Source organism: Actinoplanes missouriensis 431 (assembly GCF_000284295.1).
Lineage (GTDB): Bacteria > Actinomycetota > Actinomycetes > Mycobacteriales > Micromonosporaceae > Actinoplanes > Actinoplanes missouriensis.
In genome coordinates, this window is record NC_017093.1 from 130629 (window position 1) to 148148 (window position 17520).

Here is a 17520-nt window from a genome sequence, read left to right on the forward strand (position 1 = left end):
GCGGTAGTGAATCGAATTCGATGGATGCACGGTAAGGCATCAGCGGGCCCGGCCCTACCATTCAATCGACACCTATCACGGTGTGATGACCCGCGGATCAATGGGAGATTCCCTGCTCAATGACCGTTACGTCGGTTGCTCCGCACCGGCCCGTGGGTTGCGGACCGACTTGACCAGGTAGGCTTCGCGTGCTTACACCTATCAGTCAGGAGTGCCCGTGGCTCGCGTCGTGGTCGACGTCATGCTCAAGCCGGAGATCCTGGACCCGCAGGGTCAAGCAGTGGCAAACGCACTGCCCCGGCTCGGCGTCACCGATGTCTCCTCCGTCCGTATCGGCCGCCGAATCGAGATTGATTTCGCCGGCGAGCCCGACCTCGATCGGGCTCGCGAAATCGCCGACAAGCTGCTCGCCAACCCGGTGATCGAGGACTTCGAGATCCGTGTGGTCGAGAGCGCGGCGGCGGAGGTCGCCTGACCATGCGGATCGGTGTGGTGACCTTCCCCGGCTCGCTGGACGACGGGGACGCCGCCCGCGCCGCCCGGATCGCCGGCGCTGAGGCCGTGCGGCTCTGGCACGGCGACCCGGACCTGCACGGCGTCGACGCCGTGGTCCTGCCCGGCGGTTTCTCGTACGGCGACTATCTGCGCTGCGGCGCCATCGCGCGATTCGCTCCGGTCATGGAGTCGATCATCGACGCGGCCCGCGGCGGCCTGCCCGTTCTGGGCATCTGCAACGGTTTCCAGGTCCTGTGCGAGGCGCACCTGCTGCCCGGCGCGCTGACCCGGAACCAGCACCTGCACTTCCGCAACCGGGACCAGTGGCTGAAGGTCGAGGCGACGAACACCGCCTGGACCAACCGGTTCACGCCCGGCCAGGAGATCCTCATCCCGGTTAAGAACGGCGAGGGCTGCTTCGTCGCCGACCAGCACACGCTGGACTCGCTGGAGGCCGAGGGCCGGGTGATCGCGCGCTACGTCCGCGGCAACCCGAACGGCTCCCAGCGCGACATCGCCGGGATCACCAACGAGGCCGGCAATGTCGTCGGCATCATGCCGCACCCGGAACACGCCGTGGAGGCGCTGACCGGCCCGTCGCTCGACGGCCTCGGCTTCTTCACCTCCGTCCTGCAGGCCCTGGCGGGGGCGTCCGCGGACGGTCAGCTCGCAGGGGGACAACAGCGATGACCACGCAGCCGGAGACTGTCTCCAGCGACGCGGCACCGACCAAGCAGAGTGGCTTCGCCGCTACAGACGTGCTGGTCAACGAGTTCTCGGACGGTCCGGACACGGTCGAGAAGGCGCAGGGCTCGCCCGACGAGCTGCAGCCGCACGCCGAGCTCGGCCTCAAGGACGACGAGTACGAGCGGATCCGTCAGATCCTCGGACGGCGGCCCACCGCCTCCGAGCTCGCGATGTACTCGATCATGTGGAGCGAGCACTGCTCCTACAAGTCGAGCAAGGTGCACCTGCGCCAGTTCGGCGAGAAGGTCCCGGCCAACACCCGGATGCTCGCCGGCATCGGCGAGAACGCCGGTGTGGTGCAGATCTCCGACGAGCTCGCGGTGACCTTCAAGGTCGAGTCGCACAACCACCCCAGCTACGTGGAGCCCTACCAGGGCGCCGCGACGGGCGTCGGCGGCATCGTCCGGGACATCCTGGCGATGGGCGCCCGGCCGATCGCGGTGATGGACCCGCTGCGGTTCGGCGCGGCCGACCACCCGGACACCGCCCGGGTGCTGCCCGGCGTGGTCGCCGGCATCGGCGGGTACGGCAACTGTCTCGGCCTGCCGAACATCGGCGGCGAGATCGTCTTCGACCCGTCGTACCAGGGCAACCCGTTGGTCAACGCGCTCAGCATCGGTGTTCTGCCGGTCGAGCGGCTCCAGAAGAAGGAAGCCACCGGCACCGGCAACATCGTCGTGCTGCTCGGCGCGCGGACCGGCCGGGACGGCATCGGCGGTGTCTCCGTGCTGGCGTCGGCCACCTTCGACGAGGAGGCCGAGCAGCGCCGCCCGTCGGTGCAGGTCGGCGACCCGTTCATGGAGAAGCTCCTGATCGAGAGCTGCCTCGAGCTGTACGACGCCGGCCTGGTCAGCGGCATCCAGGACCTCGGTGGCGCGGGCCTCACCTGCGCGCTCACCGAGACCGCCGCGGCAGCCGGCACCGGCATGCGGGTCTGGCTGGAGCGGGTTCCGCTGCGCGAGGCCTCGATGTCGCCGACCGAGATCCTGGCCAGCGAGTCCCAGGAGCGCATGCTCCTGATCGTCACGCCGGAGAACCTCGACAAGGTGCTGGCCATCGCCGAGAAGTGGGGCGTCTGGGCCACCGCGATCGGCGAGGTCACCCCGGCCGGCGCGGACGGCACCCCGGGCCGCCTGGTGATCAGCTGGAACGACCACGTCGTGGTCGACGTGCCTCCGGGCTCGCTCGCCGACGACGGTCCGGTCTACGCCCGCCCGCTGCGCGAGCCGGGTGACCTGATCCTGCTGCAGGCCGACCGCGCGGAGACCCTGCCGCGCCCGTCGACCGGTGACGAGCTGCGCGAGACCGTGCTGCGGATGGTCGCCTCGCCGAACCTGTGCGACAAGACCTGGGTCACCGAGCAGTACGACCGGTACGTCCTCGGCAACACCGTCCTGGCGCAGCCGGAGGACTCCGGCGTGCTCCGGATCGACGAGGAGACCGGCCTCGGTGTGGCGCTCTCCGTCGACGGCAACGGCCGGTTCGCCCGGCTCGACCCGTACGAGGGCGCACGTCTCGCTCTGGCCGAGGCGTACCGGAACGTCGCCGTCACCGGCGCCGAGCCGGTCGCGGTGACCGACTGCCTGAACTTCGGCTCGCCCGAGGACCCGGCCGTGATGTGGCAGTTCGCCGAGGCCGTGCGCGGTCTCGCCGACGGCTGCCTGCAGCTGGGCACCCCGGTCACCGGTGGCAATGTCAGCTTCTACAACCAGACCGGCGCCGCGGCGATCCACCCGACCCCGGTGGTCGGCGTGCTGGGCGTCTTCGACGATGTGGCCCGCCGCATCCCGATGGGCTTCCCGCCGCCCGCCAAGGCCGGTGGCGACCTGGTCTACCTGCTCGGTGAGACCCGCAACGAGCTCTCCGGCTCGGAGTGGGCGTGGGTGACCCACGGTCACCTCGGTGGCAAGCCGCCGAGGGTCGACCTCGCGGCCGAGCAGACGCTCGGCGCCATGATGGCCCGGGCCTCGAAGGCCGGGCTGGTCAGCTCCGCGCACGACCTCTCCGACGGCGGCCTGGCTCAGGCGCTGGTGGAGAGTTGCCTGCGCCGGGACGTCGGCGTGAAGGTCAGCTTCCCGCAGGACGGTGTGTCGCCGTTCGTCCAGCTGTTCAGCGAGTCGGCCGGCCGGGCCGTGGTCGCCGTTCCGCGTGGGCACGAAAAGGCGTTCCTTGCCCTGGCCGCCGAGTTCGGCGTGCCGGTGACCGCGCTCGGTGTGACCACCGAGGAGCAGTCGCTGCAGGTGCAGGACCAGTTCACGATCGGTCTCGGCGAGCTGCGCGAGGCCTGGTCGGGGACGCTGAAGAAGCTCTTCGGCGGCCCGGCTGAGGCGGCTCCGGCCGAGGGCGAGGTCCGCTCGGTCACGCTGGAGCTGACCGACCCGAACGGCTGATCGTTGGTCGCCGGGGGCCGCGAGCCCCCGGCGGCCATCAAAAAAGGCCATCAAAAAAGGCCCTGTGCGATCACTCGCACAGGGCCTTTCTCAGTTCTGCGGGTCAGCCGTTCCAGTCGCGGTTCTGCGGCGGGCGCTGCTGGCCGTAACCGTTGTAGCCCTCCGGGTCGTCGTAACCGGGGTGCTGCTGGTCGTACCCACCCTGGGGGCCGTAACCGCCCTGAGGCTGCTGCTGGTTGCCGTAGCCGGGCTGCTGCTGCTGTTGCTGCTGGTCGTAACCGCCGTAGCCGCCGCCCTGCTCGTACCCGCCCTGCTGGGCGCCGTAGCCGGCCTGCTGGTCGTAGCCGCCGCCGTAACCGGGCTGCTGCTGGTCATAACCGCCGTAACCGGGCTGCTGCTGCTGGTCATAGCCACCGTAGCCGCCGCCCTGCTCGGGCTGGTAGAGGCTGGTGTGCTCGTCGTAGCGCTGCGGCTGCTGGGACTGCTCCGGCTGGTACAGGCTGGTGTGCTCGTCGTACCGCTGCTGCGGCACCGCCTGGCCACCCGCGCCGTACCCGCCGTCCTGCTGGCCGTACTGCTGCTGCTGACCGCCGTACGCCCCGCCGCCGTAACCGCCGCCCTGCTGAGCGGGGTCGGTCCACTGGTTGGCGCCGGCGTAACCGCCCTGCGGGGGGATCGGAGCGCCGTACGGGTCGGGGAACTCGTCCTCGACGACCGGCCGGTGCACCATCGTCGGGGCGTCGCCGATGCCGCCGCCGCCCATCGGGGCGACCATCGTGGCGTCGCCACCGCGGCCGGCTCCGACCGGAGCGGCCACCCGGGTCGCGTCGAACGGGCTGCCACCCTGCGGGCCACCGCCCGGGCCGGCCCCGCCGAGCGGGTCGTTCGAGTCGTCGTCGCCGCCACCGGCGTTCTTCCGCCGCATGATCACCAGGACGATCGCGCCGATACCGGCGGCCACGAGCAGCACGCCCATGACGATGAGCAGCCAGTTGATGCCGCCCTCGGACTCGTCGGAGACCGGGTTCGCGGCGACCGGCGCCTGCGTCTCGGCGGTCTCCTCCTCGGCCGGGTCCTCGGTGACCTCCTCGGTCGGCACCGGGCTGGCCGAGACGCTCGTCGACGGGGTCGGCGAGGGGCTCTCGGCGGCCAGCTTCTTCAGCGTGATCGGCACGTTGACCGACCCGCCGGCCTTGCCCTGGACCGTGACGGTGGTGGAGGTGTAGCCGTCCTTCAGCGCGCCGACGGTGATGCTGCCGGGCTCGATCGGCTTGTCGTCCGAGGAGATGAACGAGTAGCTGCCGCTGCTGTTGGTGGTGGTGCCGTACGAGTGGCCGGCCGCGTCCTGCATCGCCACGTCGACGCCGGCGATCTTCTTCCCGTCGCCGTCCTTGATCTTGCCGGAGACCCGGGTGACCACCTGCGGCTTGTCGGCGCCCTTGACCGTGACGGTCTGGCTCGCCGAGTTGGACTCGCCGTTGATCGTCGCGGTGACCGTGACGGAGATGTCCTTGCTCTGGCCGGCCGCGACCGACGGGGCGGTCAGCGTCGCGGTGAAGCCGGCGGGCTCGGCGCCGATCTGCTTGACCGAGCTGCAGTCACCGCTGCAGCTCATCCCGCTGACCTTGATGGTGGCGCTGCCGGCCTGCTGCTGCTGGCCGCCGCCCTCTTCTTCGCCCTCGTCGTCGCCACCGCCAGACCCGGGGTTACTGATGGTGTACTGCATGGTTACAGTACTTCCCGTGGCCACCTCGGTTGACGAGACGCTCGTGATCTTCACGTCCGGTGGGCCTGCCAGGGCAGCCGTCTGCACGCCGGCAACGAGGCCGACGACCAGGGCCAGGAACGCACCGGCCTGGGTCGTCCTGGCGCGTAGGTGCGTTGTCACATCCACCACCTTCCGGGTCGCGCGGTCCCCGGTTTCGGCGACCGGCAGATCCCGCGACTTGAACACCGTCGGCCACTATGCCTTGTCGCACGTCACTTTCGCGACCCAGGGCGGTGTGCCGTTGTCTACAAACCGAGTCGTATCGTCCCGACGTGTCCCCTCCGCACAATAAATCCGAGTCGGTGAACCAGGCCCTGGACGCGCTGGACCAGGGCCTCGAACCTGAACGCCCGGTCTTGCGTGACGCTGTCCGAGCTCTGCTGACCGTGTTGTCCCAACGAGCTCCTGGCCGTTCGGTCGAGGTGCGAATTCCACCTTTCGGCGCGATTCAGTGCGTCGCCGGACCGCGGCACACGCGCGGCACACCGCCCAATGTGGTCGAAACGGATCCGATGACCTGGCTGCTCCTGGCTACCGGACGCCTGGAGTGGGCGGAGGCGGCGCGTGACGGTCGTCTCCGGGCGAGCGGCATCCGCACCGATCTCTCGGAGTATCTGCCGCTCAGCGGAGAGTGAGGCGGGAATGAGCGAGGGGCCGCTGCCCTTTACCTCGCGTACACTGGTCGGTCGGAGCGGACCAGCTAGTTCGAGCAGATCAGCGCTTCGAGCGATTCACGCAGATCCGACACGAGGGAGCAAGCAGGTGCCCCGAGGCGACGGCCTACTGACCGACGATCTCGACCCCCAGGAGCGCGGCCCCCAGGATGCCTGTGGCGTCTTCGGCGTCTGGGCTCCCGAGGAAGAGGTCGCGAAACTCACGTACTTCGGGCTCTACGCCCTGCAGCACCGAGGTCAGGAAGCTGCCGGCATCGCGGTGAGCGATGGCTCCGGCGTGGTGGTCTACAAGGACATCGGCCTGGTCTCCCAGGTCTTCGACGAGCCGACCCTGGCGAGCCTGCGCGGCCACCTGGCGATCGGCCACGCGCGGTACTCGACGACCGGCGGCTCCAACTGGGAGAACGCGCAGCCCACCATCCGGGCCACGCCGGCCGGCACGACGATCGCCCTGGCGCACAACGGCAACCTGGTGAACACGGCTGAGCTCGCCAAGGAGGTGGCCGACCGCGGTCTCGAGGTGGGCGACTCGACCTCCGACACCGCGCTCGTCACCACGCTGCTCGCCGGCCGCCCCGACCTCTCGGTCGAGGCCGCCGCCCTGGAGCTGCTGCCGACCCTGCGCGGCGCCTTCAGCTTCGTCTTCATGGACGAGCACACCCTCTACGCCGCCCGTGACCCGCAGGGCGTGCGCCCGCTGGTCCTGGGCCGGATGGAGCGCGGCTGGGTGGTCGCCAGCGAGACCGCCGCGCTGGACATCACCGGCGCGAGCTTCGTCCGCGAGGTCGAGCCCGGCGAGATCATCGCGATCGACGAGCACGGCCTGCGGTCCAGCCGGTTCGCCGCGCCGGAGCCCAAGGGCTGCCTCTTCGAGTACGTGTACCTCGCCCGCCCGGACACCACGATCGCCGGCCGCAACATCTACTCGGCCCGCGTCGAGGTCGGCCGCAAGCTGGCCCACGAGCACCCGGTCGAGGCCGACCTGGTGATCGGCGTCCCGGAGTCCGGCATCCCGGCCGCCATCGGGTACGCGGAGGCCTCCGGCATTCCGTACAGCGCCGGCTTCATGAAGAACGCGTACGTCGGCCGCACCTTCATCCAGCCGTCCCAGACGATCCGCCAGCTCGGCATCCGGCTCAAGCTGAACCCGCTGCGCGAGGTCGTCCGGGGCAAGCGGATCGTGGTCATCGACGACTCGATCGTCCGCGGCAACACCCAGCGCGCCCAGATCCGGATGCTGCGCGAGGCCGGTGCCCTGGAGATCCACGTGCGGATCTCCTCGCCGCCGGTGAAGTGGCCGTGCTTCTACGGCATCGACTTCGCGACCCGCGCCGAGCTGATCGCGAACGGGCTGGAGATCGACGGCATCCGCCGCTCGATCGGCGCGGACAGCCTGGGCTACGTCTCGCTGGACGGCCTGATCCAGGCGACCGAGCAGCCGAAGACGCGGCTCTGCATGGCCTGCTTCGACGGGCAGTACCCGATCGAGCTCCCGGCCGGGGACCTGATCGGCAAGCACGTGCTGGAGGGCGTCGGCAAGCGTGCGAGCATGCCCAACGCCACACCGGACCAGGCGACCGCGGCGGTGGCCGACCTGGAGTCGGACTACGAAGCCGCGAACGCGCTGCTTCATCACCCGTGACCTTTCGAAACATAGAACCGCTAAGGGGAGAACCGTGACGCACGTGTCCGAGCGCAACAGTGCCGGATCGAACGGCGCCGAAGGCGCGGACCGCCAGCCGTGGACGGCCGGTGCGGGCCGCGGGCCGCGCAAGCGCTCGGCGACGTACGCGGACGCGGGTGTCTCGATCCACGCGGGTGACCGTGCGGTCGAGCTGCTCAAGTCGAAGGTGAAGAAGACCACCCGGCCCGAGGTGATGGGTGACCTCGGCGGCTTCTCCGGTCTGTTCAAGCTGAACACCGCGAAGTACAAGAGCCCGGTCCTGGCCTCCTCGACCGACGGCGTCGGCACCAAGCTGGTCATCGCGCAGCAGCTCGACATCCACGACACGATCGGCATCGACCTGGTCGCCATGGTCGTCGACGACCTGGTGGCCTGCGGCGCCGAGCCGCTGTTCCTGCTCGACTACATCGCCTGCGGCGAGGTCGTGCCGGACAAGGTCGCCGAGATCGGCGCCGGCATCGCGGACGGCTGCCGGTACGCGGGTTGTGCCCTGCTCGGTGGCGAGACCGCCGAGCACCCGGGCGTGCTGCGCCCGGACGAGTACGACGTCTCCGCGACCGGCGTCGGCGTGGTCGAGGAGAGCGAGATCCTCGGCAAGGAGCGGGTCGAGATCGGCGACGCCGTGATCGCGATGCGCTCCTCGGGTCTGCACTCCAACGGTTACTCCCTGGTCCGGCACGTGCTGCTCGGCGCCGGCCGGATGCGCCTGGACACCGTGGTCGACGACTTCGGCACCCAGCGCACGCTCGGCGAGGAGCTTCTCACGCCGACCAAGATCTACGCCAAGGACTGCCTCGGCCTGATCGAGGAGACCGACGTCCGGGCGTTCTCGCACGTCACCGGCGGCGGCATCCCCGGCAACCTGAACCGGGTCCTGCCGAGCAACCTGGACGCCGTGGTGGACCGCTCGACCTGGCGCCCGCAGCCGATCTTCGACCTGATCCAGGCGAAGGGCCGCATCGAGGACTCCGAGATGGAGGCCACGTTCAACATGGGCGTCGGCATGTTCGCGGTGGTCTCGTCGGACGACGCGGACCGGGCGATGGCCTACCTGACCGGCCGTGGCGTCGAGGCCTGGCAGGTCGGCGAGGTCATCGAGGGTTCCGGCGAGGTGCAGATGATGGGCTCCTACACCCGCGGCTGACCTAACGGACAAAACGTGAAATGATCCGTGTGTGTCGATGTCCGGCACATGCGGATCTTTCGTATTGGTAGACCGCGAGGCCTAGTGTGCGTGACATGACCGGTGCGTGGAGTGGGATGCGCGGCATCTCCGCGGTGCCCAGCTACGTCGTCATGCAGCCCACTACGCTGTGCAATCTCGCATGTGGGTACTGCTACTTACCGTTCCGGCGGGACAACCTGAAGATGCCGGTCGAGGTCGCTGAGAAGGTCGCTGCGTCGGTGAGCGGTTTCGCCCGTACCCAGCAGAGGTTTTCCGTCGTCTGGCACGGCGGTGAGCCGCTGGCGGCGGGCCTGGACCACCTGGCCGCGCTCTTCGCGCCGTTCGGCGCGTCGGTCGAGCACCACGTGCAGACGAACGCGACGCTGATCGACGACGCCTGGTGCGAGTTCTTCCGGGAGCACGACGTGCGGGTCAGCGTCAGCGTGGACGGGCCGCGTCAGCGCAACGGCGACCGGGTGGACCGCGGCAACCGCCCGGCCTACGACCTGATCGTCAAGGGGATCGACACGCTGCGCCGGCATGACATCCCGTTCTCGGCACTCTGCGTGGTCAGTGATCCGCGACCGGGCGTGGCGACCGAACTCTACGACTACTTCCTCGACCTCGGTTGCGAGGTGCTCGGGATCAACGTGGAGGAGCTGGAGGGGGTCAACACCCGGCTCAACCGCCACGACCCGGCCGCGGTGAGCGCGTTCTGGGCCGAGCTGGTCGGCGCCTGGCGGCAGGCACCGCGGATCCACCTGCGCGAGGTGGAGTGGTCCCTGCGGTACGCCGCGGCGGTCCTCGACGGCACCGCTGACGAGCTGCTGCCCCGCCGGCTCGACCCGATCCCGACCGTGGCGCACGACGGCTCGGTGGTGTTGCTCTCGCCCGAGCTGGCCGGGTTCTCCGACCCCCGGTACGGCGACTTCGCGAGCGGCAACGTGTTGCGGACACCACTCACCGAGATCTTGGCCGGAGCGGCCGGCACACCGTGGATCGCCGAGTTCCTGCGCGGCATCGAGTCGTGCCGGAACAGCTGCCCCTACTTCGGGTTCTGCGGTGGCGCGCATGCGGCCAACCGCTACTTCGAACACGGCAGGTTCGACGTCACCGAGACGGACCACTGCCGGAACAGCAAGATTCGCCTACTGGAGGGAGTGCTGGACCATGCCCGAGATCATGAAGCCACGGCTGTCTGACGGCGTGGAGGATCCGGTCACGGCTCGGGTGCACGAAACCCGGGCAGGATTGACCGCGCTCATCGCGGAGGCGGACGTCGCCCGGCAGCAACGCGCCGAGCAGGCACCCTCGGACAGTGGCACGGCGGTGTGCGCCTGGAACCACTTCGAGAACATTCCTACGTTCTACAACTGGAACAACCGGCCGCGCTGAAGCCCGCCCGGTCGAAGCCCACGCGGGGATCACCCGCGTGGGCTTCGGTTCAACCGTAGAAATGTGACCGCGACTCACCGGAGCACGCGGTCAGGCCGCGTGCTCTGTGCTACTGCGGGTCAGCGCCTTGTCGGCGACCAGGTATCCCGGTCGTCATCCGCGTCGTCGTCCTCATCATCATCGACGAACTCGTCGTTGTCGTCGTCGAAGTGATGATTCGACTTACCGGCACTCGCCAGTTCGCGCTGCAAGGCGGTGAGGTCGGTGTTGGGGGAGTGATACTTCAACTCCCGCGCCACCTTCGTCTGCTTGGCCTTAGCACGGCCGCGCCCCATGGCTCGACCCCCTCGCACAGAATTCGGGGCAGCCCGAAGGCGGGCCCCGATGACGTCAGGCATCTCTCGTGGGTCTTACGGTACATGGACGACGGCGCGTTCGGCACCTCGGGTTGCGTGTGACACTGCCGCGCGTCGCGGTTTGGCCCTTCGACGGCCGATCCGCGGACGCGCGGCAGGTGTTCAACCGGCTCAGTTCAGGTAAATCGCCCGCAGACGACCGACCTCGGCCATCCGCCGCTCGGCGAGGCGGTCGGCGGCCACGGCGGGCGGGACGCCCTCGTCGCCGGCGAGCGCCAGGATCCGCCGGGTGGTCTCGAAGATCCCGGTGGCCCGCAGTTTCGCCCGCTCGAAGTTGAAGCCCTCGATCTCGTCGGCCACCTGGATGACGCCGCCCGCGTTCACCACGTAGTCCGGCGTGTAGAGGACGCCGCGCTCCTCCAGGAGCTTGCCGATGCCCGAGTGAGCGAGCTGGTTGTTCGCCGCGCCGGTGACCACCTTCGCCCGGAGGACGCCGACGGTCTCGTCGTTCAGCGCGCCGCCCAGGGCGCAGGGCGCGTACACGTCGATGTCGGACGTGATCAGCGCCGTGGTGTCCGGAACCAGCTGGACCGACGGGTGGGTGGTCCGGGCCCATTCCAGGGCTGCCTCGTTCACGTCGGTGGCGACCACCGTCGCGCCGTCCTCCACCAGATGGCCGGTCAGGTACTTCCCTACCTTGCCGAGGCCCGCCACGCCGACCGTGCGGCCGCGCAGCGACGGGGTGCCCCAGGTGTGCTCGGCGGCGGCGCGCATGCCCTGGAAGACGCCCCAGGCGGTGAGCACCGAGGAGTCACCGGCGCCGCCGTGCTCGACGCTGCGGCCGGTCACGAACCGGGTCTCCCGGGCGATCACGTCCATGTCGGCGACGTAGGTGCCGACATCGCAGGCGGTGTAGTAGCGGCCGCGCAGCGACTCGACGAAGCGGCCGTACGCCCGGAGCAGGCCTTCGGACTTCACCCGGGCCGGGTCGCCCCAGATCACTGCCTTGCCGCCGCCCAGGTCGAGACCGGCCAGAGCGTTCTTGTACGCCATGCCGCGGGACAGCTTCAGCACATCGGCGAGCGCGGCGGCCTCGTTCTCGTACGGGTAGAAACGCGTCCCGCCCAACGCCGGGCCGAGGGCCGTCGAGTAGATACCGATGATCGCCTTCAGGCCGGTCACCCGGTCCTGACAGAAGACGACCTGTTCGTGCCCGTCGGTGTCGAAGACGTCCATCGTCTGCACTCCTGATTCTGGTGTGACCCTCGTGGGGCCATGGCTCCGGCGGGGGTGTGCCGGATTGCAAACGAGCCTATCGGTGTGAATGCCGCACCGATTACGTCCGCGCGGGAAGTTCCACCCGAGCGGATTCGTGAAAGGATCGCGCCGTGCCGTCACTGTTCGCGTCGTACCTACGGGTCTACGAGCCACTGACCGCCTTCGACCGGGACCGGCAGTCCTTCTGGCGCCGTTACGCGAAGGAAGGCCGTGACCTCGGCCCGGTCGAGGGGCCGGTTCGCCAGCGCACCGCCGTCCTGGAGGCCCTCGGCGCCGGCTGGACCCGGCTGCCGGACCTGCCCGACGAGGCCTACGTGCTGGAGTGGGACAACTCGATCCTGGTCTGCCCGTGGAACCTGCGCCTGCGGGTCGCCGAGGCCGCTCTGACCGCCCGGGACGGGGTGCCGGCCGTGCTTGCCGACGCGTTCGTGCCGCCGATCCTGGCCGGCCAGGCGAAAGCGGTCGTGGAGGACTGGCGCAGCGGCGCCAAGGTGCTGGAGCAGGGTGTGCCCCGGGTGCACGAGCAGGTCTCCACCTGGGGCGTGCCGCTGCGCTGGTTCGCCTTCGTGGACCTGGAGGAGCGTGACATCGCGCTCAAGGCGCGGCGCCGGACGCTGCGTTACCGCACGGAGATCTCGAAGGCCCGCCGCCGGGCCCATCGGGCGGTGTCCGTGCTGCGCAAGTCGCTGGGCGACGCGCCGATCACCGAGGCGGTCGAGGAAGGCACCCGCTGGCTGGAGGAGTTCCATCCACGCTCGGTGGTGGAGCTCGACTACGGCGGCCTGGTCAACCTTCTTCCGGAGGACAAACTGACCGAGGATGATTCCCCCGGACTGGTGGCAGCCGGACTTTCGGCACTTTCTCGCGGTGACGGTGAGTCAGCAAGTGAGGCATACGAGAAGCTGGTGGCGCGGTGGCGAGCCGTCCAGCTTCTCGAGCGATGCAACTGACCAGCGGAAATGGGACAGAGGCATACGTATCTCAGCGAACGGGAGCGCTCCCGAAGCGAACACTCTTCGTAATCGCCGGTTACCGAACCGTCATAATCGGACTAAACGAGACACTATCTGGCGTATAAAACACGCAAAAATCGGGCATGCTTCATCCATCTATCTGGGGACGTTCGTCCGTTCGGCCCATGTCGGACATCGGGGACTAGCCGGACCATGAGAGACGCACCGGCCGGCGGGACCCCGGCCGATGTTTTTAGGCACCTGTGGAGGAGTGACCGATGGCATCGCGTACGCACGATCCTGAGCCGCTACTAACGCCGGCCGAGGTGGCGTCGATGTTCCGAGTCGACCCGAAGACCGTTACTCGGTGGGCGAAAGCTGGCAAGCTCAGCGCAATTCGCACGTTGGGTGGCCACCGTCGCTACCGGGAGTCGGAAGTCCGCGCCCTGCTGCAAGGGCAGATTCCGACGCAGCGTCAGGGCGACTGACCGCTTCGACCGACATCGTTGCAAGGGGCGAGCGCTGGGGAAGGCGATCGCCCCTTCTTCGTACCTTCATCTGGAACAACGAAGGACAAGATCTTCGGGTACGGGTGATCAGCTCACCAACACGACGACCGTGCCGTCCGCTCCGCGCCGAAGCCTGCTGCCGAGCACGGTGAGCCGGCCCATCAGCCCGTACTTCTTCTTCAGTGTTCCGGCGACCCGCTGGAAATCGGCCTGATCCCCGATCCGGGCGGTCGCCTCGACGGGCTCGCCGGTCGGCTTGCCGCGCATGTCGCAGGGCGCCACCGTGACCCGGCCGCTGTTGCGGATCCGCTTGACCTTGCCGCTGTCCGCCACGGTCCAGAACCCGAGGCCGCTGCCGTCGGGCACCACCCACAGCGGAGTGGCAACCGCGCGCCCGTCCCTGCGAAACGTCGTCAGCAGGGCGTATTTCTCGGATCCGAGTTGCTCCAGTCCGGCCATTCCTCAAGAGTAGATGACCATGGAGCAGCCGACGATCGGCGACGCCTTCGGTGAGATGATCCGGGACGCGTACGCGGTACGAACCGGAATCGGGCCGAGGCCGCTGGCGGGCGGACGGTACCCGCGACCGGTCATCGAAGTGATCGAGCGGGACGACGGCCTGATCAACGGGGCGCCGGCCGACCACTATCTCGACGAGCCGCAGGACTGGCCACCGTACGACCACCGCGCGATGCGGCTCTGCCGTGGCCGGGTGCTCGACATCGGCGTCGGCGCGGGCCGGTGCGCCATCGAGCTCCAGCGCCGTGGCATCGCCGTGACCGGCTTGGACACCTCACTCGGCGCGATCGAGGTGGCCCGCAAGCGCGGTCTGCGCGACACCGTGCTGAACACCGTGGACGAGTTCTCCCGCGCGGCCGTCCGGTACGACACGTTCCTGCTGCTCGGCAACAACCTCGGCCTGCTGGAGAGCCCGGAGCGGGCGCCGGTCCTGCTGGCCGGCCTGAGCCGGCTCGCGGCGCCGGGCGCCCGGATCGTGGCGCAGGGCTCGGATCCGTACGGCACGCGGGACCCGGTGCACGTGGCCTATCACGAGCGGAACCGGCAGCGCGGCCGGCTCGGTGGACAGCTGCGGCTTCGCCTGCGGTACCGGGAGATCGCCTCGGACTGGTTCGACTATCTGAACTGTTCCGTGGCGGAGCTCGAGGGGCTGCTCGCCGGGACCGGATGGCGGCTCAAATCAATCGACGAGCAGGACCGGCCGTACTACCTTGCGGTCATGGAGCAGGACACTTGACCGAACTCACCCGCGACCAGGTCCGCCTCAGCCGGCGGATGTCGATGGTGCTGCGGCATCGGCCGGAGTCAGCCGGCCTCACGCTCGACGCGAACGGATGGGTTCCCGTCCCGGTCTTCCTCGCCGCTCTCGGCGTCAGCCGCGAGGAACTCGACCTGGTGGTCGCCGGCAACGACAAGCAGCGGTTCGCCATCGCGCCCGGCCCGGACGGCGTGGACCGGATCCGGGCCAGCCAGGGCCACTCCCGGCGGGTCGCGGTGGACCTCTCGCTGCCGCCCGCGACGCCGCCCGGCGAGCTCTTCCACGGCACGCCCCGCGCGAACCTCGACGCGATCCTCCGGGAGGGCCTGCGCCCCCGGAGCCGGCATCACGTCCATCTCTCCGCCGACGTGCCGACCGCGCTGAAGGTCGGCCGGCGCCGGTCGCCGGACGTGGTGGTGTTCCGGGTGGCGGCCGGGACGATGGCCGCGGAGGGCCACGTCTTCCACCGCAGTGACAACGGGGTATGGCTGACCACCGTCGTACCGGCTTTGCACCTGTCGATAAAACGGACAAATCCGTAATCTGCCAGGTTGATCCTCCCTCCACTGTGGGCGGCCAAAGGTTCTCCGGACAACGGCCCGGAAGCGCCGTTAACTTGGACGGATGGGGAGGGTTACACGCAGTCAGCACACCGACCTTCCCAGCACTCTCGGTCTTCCCATCGCGCTCGTTCTCGTCCTCGTGCTCGCCGGTCTCGCCGTCGGCCTGCCACTGCTGGACCGGGCCGTTCCGGCTCAGCGGGCCATCCCGGCCGGGGCGCCGTACGAGGTCGGTGCCGGGGTCACCATCGTGCCGCCGCCCGGGGCGACACTCGACGTCACCGGGACCCGGCCCGGCGAGGAGCGGGGCACCGCCCTGTTCCGCATCGGCCCGGTGCGGTACGCGGTGGCGGTGCAACCCTTCGACGGCGACCTGACCGCGGCCGCGATCCGCCTGCGCCAGCGCATCACCGGCAACCGCGGTTACCAGGTGACCGGCACCCAGCTCGCGGTCTCCACAGCCGGTGGGCTCGCCGGTGTCCAGGGCGGATACACCGCGGGCGACCGCGGCGGGCGGTATGCCGTCTTCGTCGCGCACGGGCTCACCATCGAGGTCACGGTCAGTGGCGGCGACCTCGACCTGGACCGCACCCTGCCGGCCATCGACGCCAGCACCCGGACCCTGCGCTACCAGGAAGAGCAATGAGCGAAGCGGTACGTCCGGGTGGCGTCCCGGGACTGGCCCTCGCCCGCAAGCCCGCGTTCTGGGTGGTGTTCGTGCTGCTCACCGCCGGAGCGCTGCGCATCGGGCAGATCGGCGGGCGGTTCTTCGGCGCGTACCCGCTGGCGACGGTCACCGCTGTCGGGCTGTTCGCGCTCCTCGCCGTACCCTTCTGGCTCTTCGTCTCCGAGCTGGACTTCCTGGAACGGGAACCACCCAGCCTGCGGGTGGTGGCGTTCGCCTGGGGCGGCCTGGTCGCCACCACCGTCTCGATCCCGGGCAGCACCGCGCTGGAGAATTTGATCGCGAAACTGGGCTCCCCGCACCTCGCCGCCGGCTGGGGCGCCGCGCTGGCCGGGCCCACCGTCGAGGAGATCGCCAAGACCCTCGGGGTGGTCGCCATCGTGCTGATCGCGCGCGCCCAGGTGAACAGCGTGCTCGACGGCGTGGTCTACGGCGCCCTGGTCGGGCTCGGCTTCCAGATCGTCGAGGACGTGGTCTTCGCGATCGGCGCCGTCGCGCTGGCCGGGCAGGGCGACCAGATCCAGCCGGTCGTCACCACGTTCCTGGTCCGCGGCTTCCTCGCCGGCGTCTGGAGCCACACCCTGTTCGGCGCGCTGGCCGGTGCCGGCATCGGCTACCTCGTGGTCAACCCGGACCGCACCCGCCGCCACCGGATCACGATGGCCGGCCTCGCCCTGTTCGGCGCGTGGGCCTCCCACGTGCTGTGGAACTCGCCGCTCTTCCGCGAGGGCCTGGGCAACGGCGCGCTCGCCCTGCTCGCGGTCCTGGTCTTCAAAGGGCTGCCGCCGCTACTGCTGATCCTCTGGCTGGTCCGCCGGGCCCACGACCGCGAAGCGGCCTACTACGTCGCCAAGCTGGCGACGCTGCGTGACCCCGCTCTGATCACCGACAACGAGCTGCGGGTGCTGGGATCCGGGTCACGGCGCGCGGCGGCCCGCCGGCATGCTGCCGCGCAAGCCGGCCACCGAGCCCGAGCAACGGTACGGCGGTTGCAGCGTGCCCAGGCGCGCCTGGCGGTCGACCTGAGCCGTGCTTCGACACCGGTCCCCGAGACGGCGGCAGCCTCCGAGGTCCGCGCACACCGCGCCCGCCTGGAGATGCTGGGCCACCCGGAGGCCGTCGAAGGCGTCCCGTCCTGGCGGCACACCGCCTCGACGGTCGGCACGGCGGCGCTCGCGATAGCGGTGGTGTGGGCGGCGCTGTCCGCCCTCGGCGGCGGCTGATCCCCGACTGTTCACCCCGGGACACAGCCCCCGCCGCCCGTCGACGCGCGTTCAGGATATTGGAGCGGTGCTGCTGTGCGGCCTGCGCGGCCTTGGCATCAGGCGGGGGTCGGTGCAGTCATCGCCTTCCCGCGCGGAACAGCCCCTTGCGGGTGGCGCTGAAACCGGCTGAAACGCCGCGTTCGATGCATCGAACTACCCAGGCCGCGAGGTTGTACAGCGCGGCGGTTCGACTCCGATCCTGGACACCGGGCCTCTGCGGGCACTGTGCACGGTCCGCAAGCTGATCCCCCGAGGGTCTCGAAGAACAAGTTCCCGGAGCGTGACAACCTTTGATGGCCCTCACGGCGTAAGTAGTCCTC

At 69.7% G+C, this 17520-nt stretch carries 18 protein-coding genes; 14 read left to right on the forward strand and 4 right to left on the reverse strand.

Going from position 1 to position 17520, the window contains the following annotated elements; all coding sequences use genetic code 11:
- Positions 1–217: 217 nt before the first annotated feature.
- The 3 genes from purS to purL are packed head-to-tail and all read left to right on the forward strand — an operon-like array spanning position 218 to position 3632.
- A complete protein-coding gene (gene purS / locus AMIS_RS00585; protein ID WP_041829483.1) occupies positions 218–475 on the forward strand; it encodes a phosphoribosylformylglycinamidine synthase subunit PurS in 258 nt (85 codons plus the stop codon).
- Positions 472–1185, forward strand: coding sequence for a phosphoribosylformylglycinamidine synthase subunit PurQ (gene purQ / locus AMIS_RS00590; RefSeq protein ID WP_041829484.1), 714 nt, complete (start codon positions 472–474; stop codon positions 1183–1185). Before purS ends, purQ begins: the two co-directional genes overlap by 4 nt.
- Positions 1182–3632, forward strand: coding sequence for a phosphoribosylformylglycinamidine synthase subunit PurL (gene purL / locus AMIS_RS00595; RefSeq protein ID WP_041829485.1), 2451 nt, complete (start codon positions 1182–1184; stop codon positions 3630–3632). Before purQ ends, purL begins: the two co-directional genes overlap by 4 nt.
- Before the next feature lie 103 nt (positions 3633–3735).
- Here the strand turns inward: purL and AMIS_RS00600 are convergent, their stop codons facing one another.
- A complete protein-coding gene (locus AMIS_RS00600; protein WP_157434700.1) occupies positions 3736–5520 on the reverse strand; it encodes a carboxypeptidase regulatory-like domain-containing protein in 1785 nt (594 codons plus the stop codon).
- Between the two features lie 152 nt (positions 5521–5672).
- Between AMIS_RS00600 and AMIS_RS00605 the strand changes: the two genes are divergently transcribed.
- The 5 genes from AMIS_RS00605 (at position 5673) to amcA (ending at position 10318) form a co-directional block, all read left to right on the forward strand.
- Positions 5673–6035, forward strand: coding sequence for a sterol carrier family protein (locus tag AMIS_RS00605; RefSeq protein ID WP_083888552.1), 363 nt, complete (start codon positions 5673–5675; stop codon positions 6033–6035).
- Positions 6036–6162: 127 nt separating this feature from the next.
- Positions 6163–7716, forward strand: a complete 1554-nt coding sequence (gene purF, locus AMIS_RS00610; protein ID WP_014440242.1) for an amidophosphoribosyltransferase — start codon at positions 6163–6165, stop codon at positions 7714–7716.
- Between the two features lie 34 nt (positions 7717–7750).
- Positions 7751–8902: a phosphoribosylformylglycinamidine cyclo-ligase gene (gene purM, locus AMIS_RS00615; RefSeq protein WP_014440243.1), complete on the forward strand. Its 1152-nt coding sequence runs from the start codon at positions 7751–7753 to the stop codon at positions 8900–8902.
- A 116-nt stretch (positions 8903–9018) separates the two neighbouring features.
- Positions 9019–10125 carry a cyclophane-forming radical SAM peptide maturase AmcB gene (gene amcB, locus AMIS_RS00620; RefSeq protein WP_041829486.1) on the forward strand — a complete coding sequence of 369 codons (1107 nt, stop codon included), beginning with the start codon at positions 9019–9021 and terminating at the stop codon, positions 10123–10125.
- Positions 10094–10318 carry a multiple cyclophane-containing RiPP AmcA gene (gene amcA / locus AMIS_RS00625; RefSeq protein WP_041830383.1) on the forward strand — a complete coding sequence of 75 codons (225 nt, stop codon included), beginning with the start codon at positions 10094–10096 and terminating at the stop codon, positions 10316–10318. Before amcB ends, amcA begins: the two co-directional genes overlap by 32 nt.
- A gap of 119 nt (positions 10319–10437) precedes the next feature.
- Here the strand turns inward: amcA and AMIS_RS00630 are convergent, their stop codons facing one another.
- Both AMIS_RS00630 and AMIS_RS00635 read right to left on the reverse strand, forming a co-directional pair.
- Positions 10438–10653 carry a DUF3073 domain-containing protein gene (locus tag AMIS_RS00630; protein WP_014440246.1) on the reverse strand — a complete coding sequence of 72 codons (216 nt, stop codon included), beginning with the start codon at positions 10651–10653 and terminating at the stop codon, positions 10438–10440.
- 192 nt (positions 10654–10845) lie between these two features.
- Positions 10846–11910 carry a Glu/Leu/Phe/Val family dehydrogenase gene (locus tag AMIS_RS00635; RefSeq protein ID WP_014440247.1) on the reverse strand — a complete coding sequence of 355 codons (1065 nt, stop codon included), beginning with the start codon at positions 11908–11910 and terminating at the stop codon, positions 10846–10848.
- Positions 11911–12062: 152 nt separating this feature from the next.
- Between AMIS_RS00635 and AMIS_RS00640 the strand changes: the two genes are divergently transcribed.
- Entirely contained in the window at positions 12063–12902 is an 840-nt protein-coding gene (locus tag AMIS_RS00640) for a hypothetical protein (RefSeq protein WP_014440248.1), read from the forward strand.
- Positions 12903–13183: 281 nt separating this feature from the next.
- Entirely contained in the window at positions 13184–13393 is a 210-nt protein-coding gene (locus AMIS_RS41395) for a BldC family transcriptional regulator (RefSeq protein ID WP_014687221.1), read from the forward strand.
- Positions 13394–13501: 108 nt separating this feature from the next.
- On the opposite strand, the gene AMIS_RS00650 is transcribed toward AMIS_RS41395, so the two are convergent.
- Positions 13502–13873 (reverse strand): PPOX class F420-dependent oxidoreductase, encoded by a 372-nt coding sequence (locus tag AMIS_RS00650; protein WP_014440249.1) that lies wholly within the window; start codon positions 13871–13873, stop codon positions 13502–13504.
- 19 nt (positions 13874–13892) lie between these two features.
- Between AMIS_RS00650 and AMIS_RS00655 the strand changes: the two genes are divergently transcribed.
- From AMIS_RS00655 to AMIS_RS00670, 4 genes are all read left to right on the forward strand, one after another.
- On the forward strand, positions 13893–14669 hold the full coding sequence (locus tag AMIS_RS00655; RefSeq protein WP_386933769.1) for a class I SAM-dependent methyltransferase: 777 nt from the start codon (positions 13893–13895) through the stop codon (positions 14667–14669).
- Positions 14666–15232, forward strand: coding sequence for an RNA 2'-phosphotransferase (locus AMIS_RS00660; RefSeq protein WP_014440251.1), 567 nt, complete (start codon positions 14666–14668; stop codon positions 15230–15232). Before AMIS_RS00655 ends, AMIS_RS00660 begins: the two co-directional genes overlap by 4 nt.
- Before the next feature lie 82 nt (positions 15233–15314).
- Positions 15315–15896, forward strand: a complete 582-nt coding sequence (locus tag AMIS_RS00665; protein WP_014440252.1) for a hypothetical protein — start codon at positions 15315–15317, stop codon at positions 15894–15896.
- Positions 15893–17158, forward strand: a complete 1266-nt coding sequence (locus tag AMIS_RS00670; RefSeq protein WP_014440253.1) for a PrsW family intramembrane metalloprotease — start codon at positions 15893–15895, stop codon at positions 17156–17158. Before AMIS_RS00665 ends, AMIS_RS00670 begins: the two co-directional genes overlap by 4 nt.
- Positions 17159–17520 lie beyond the last annotated feature (362 nt).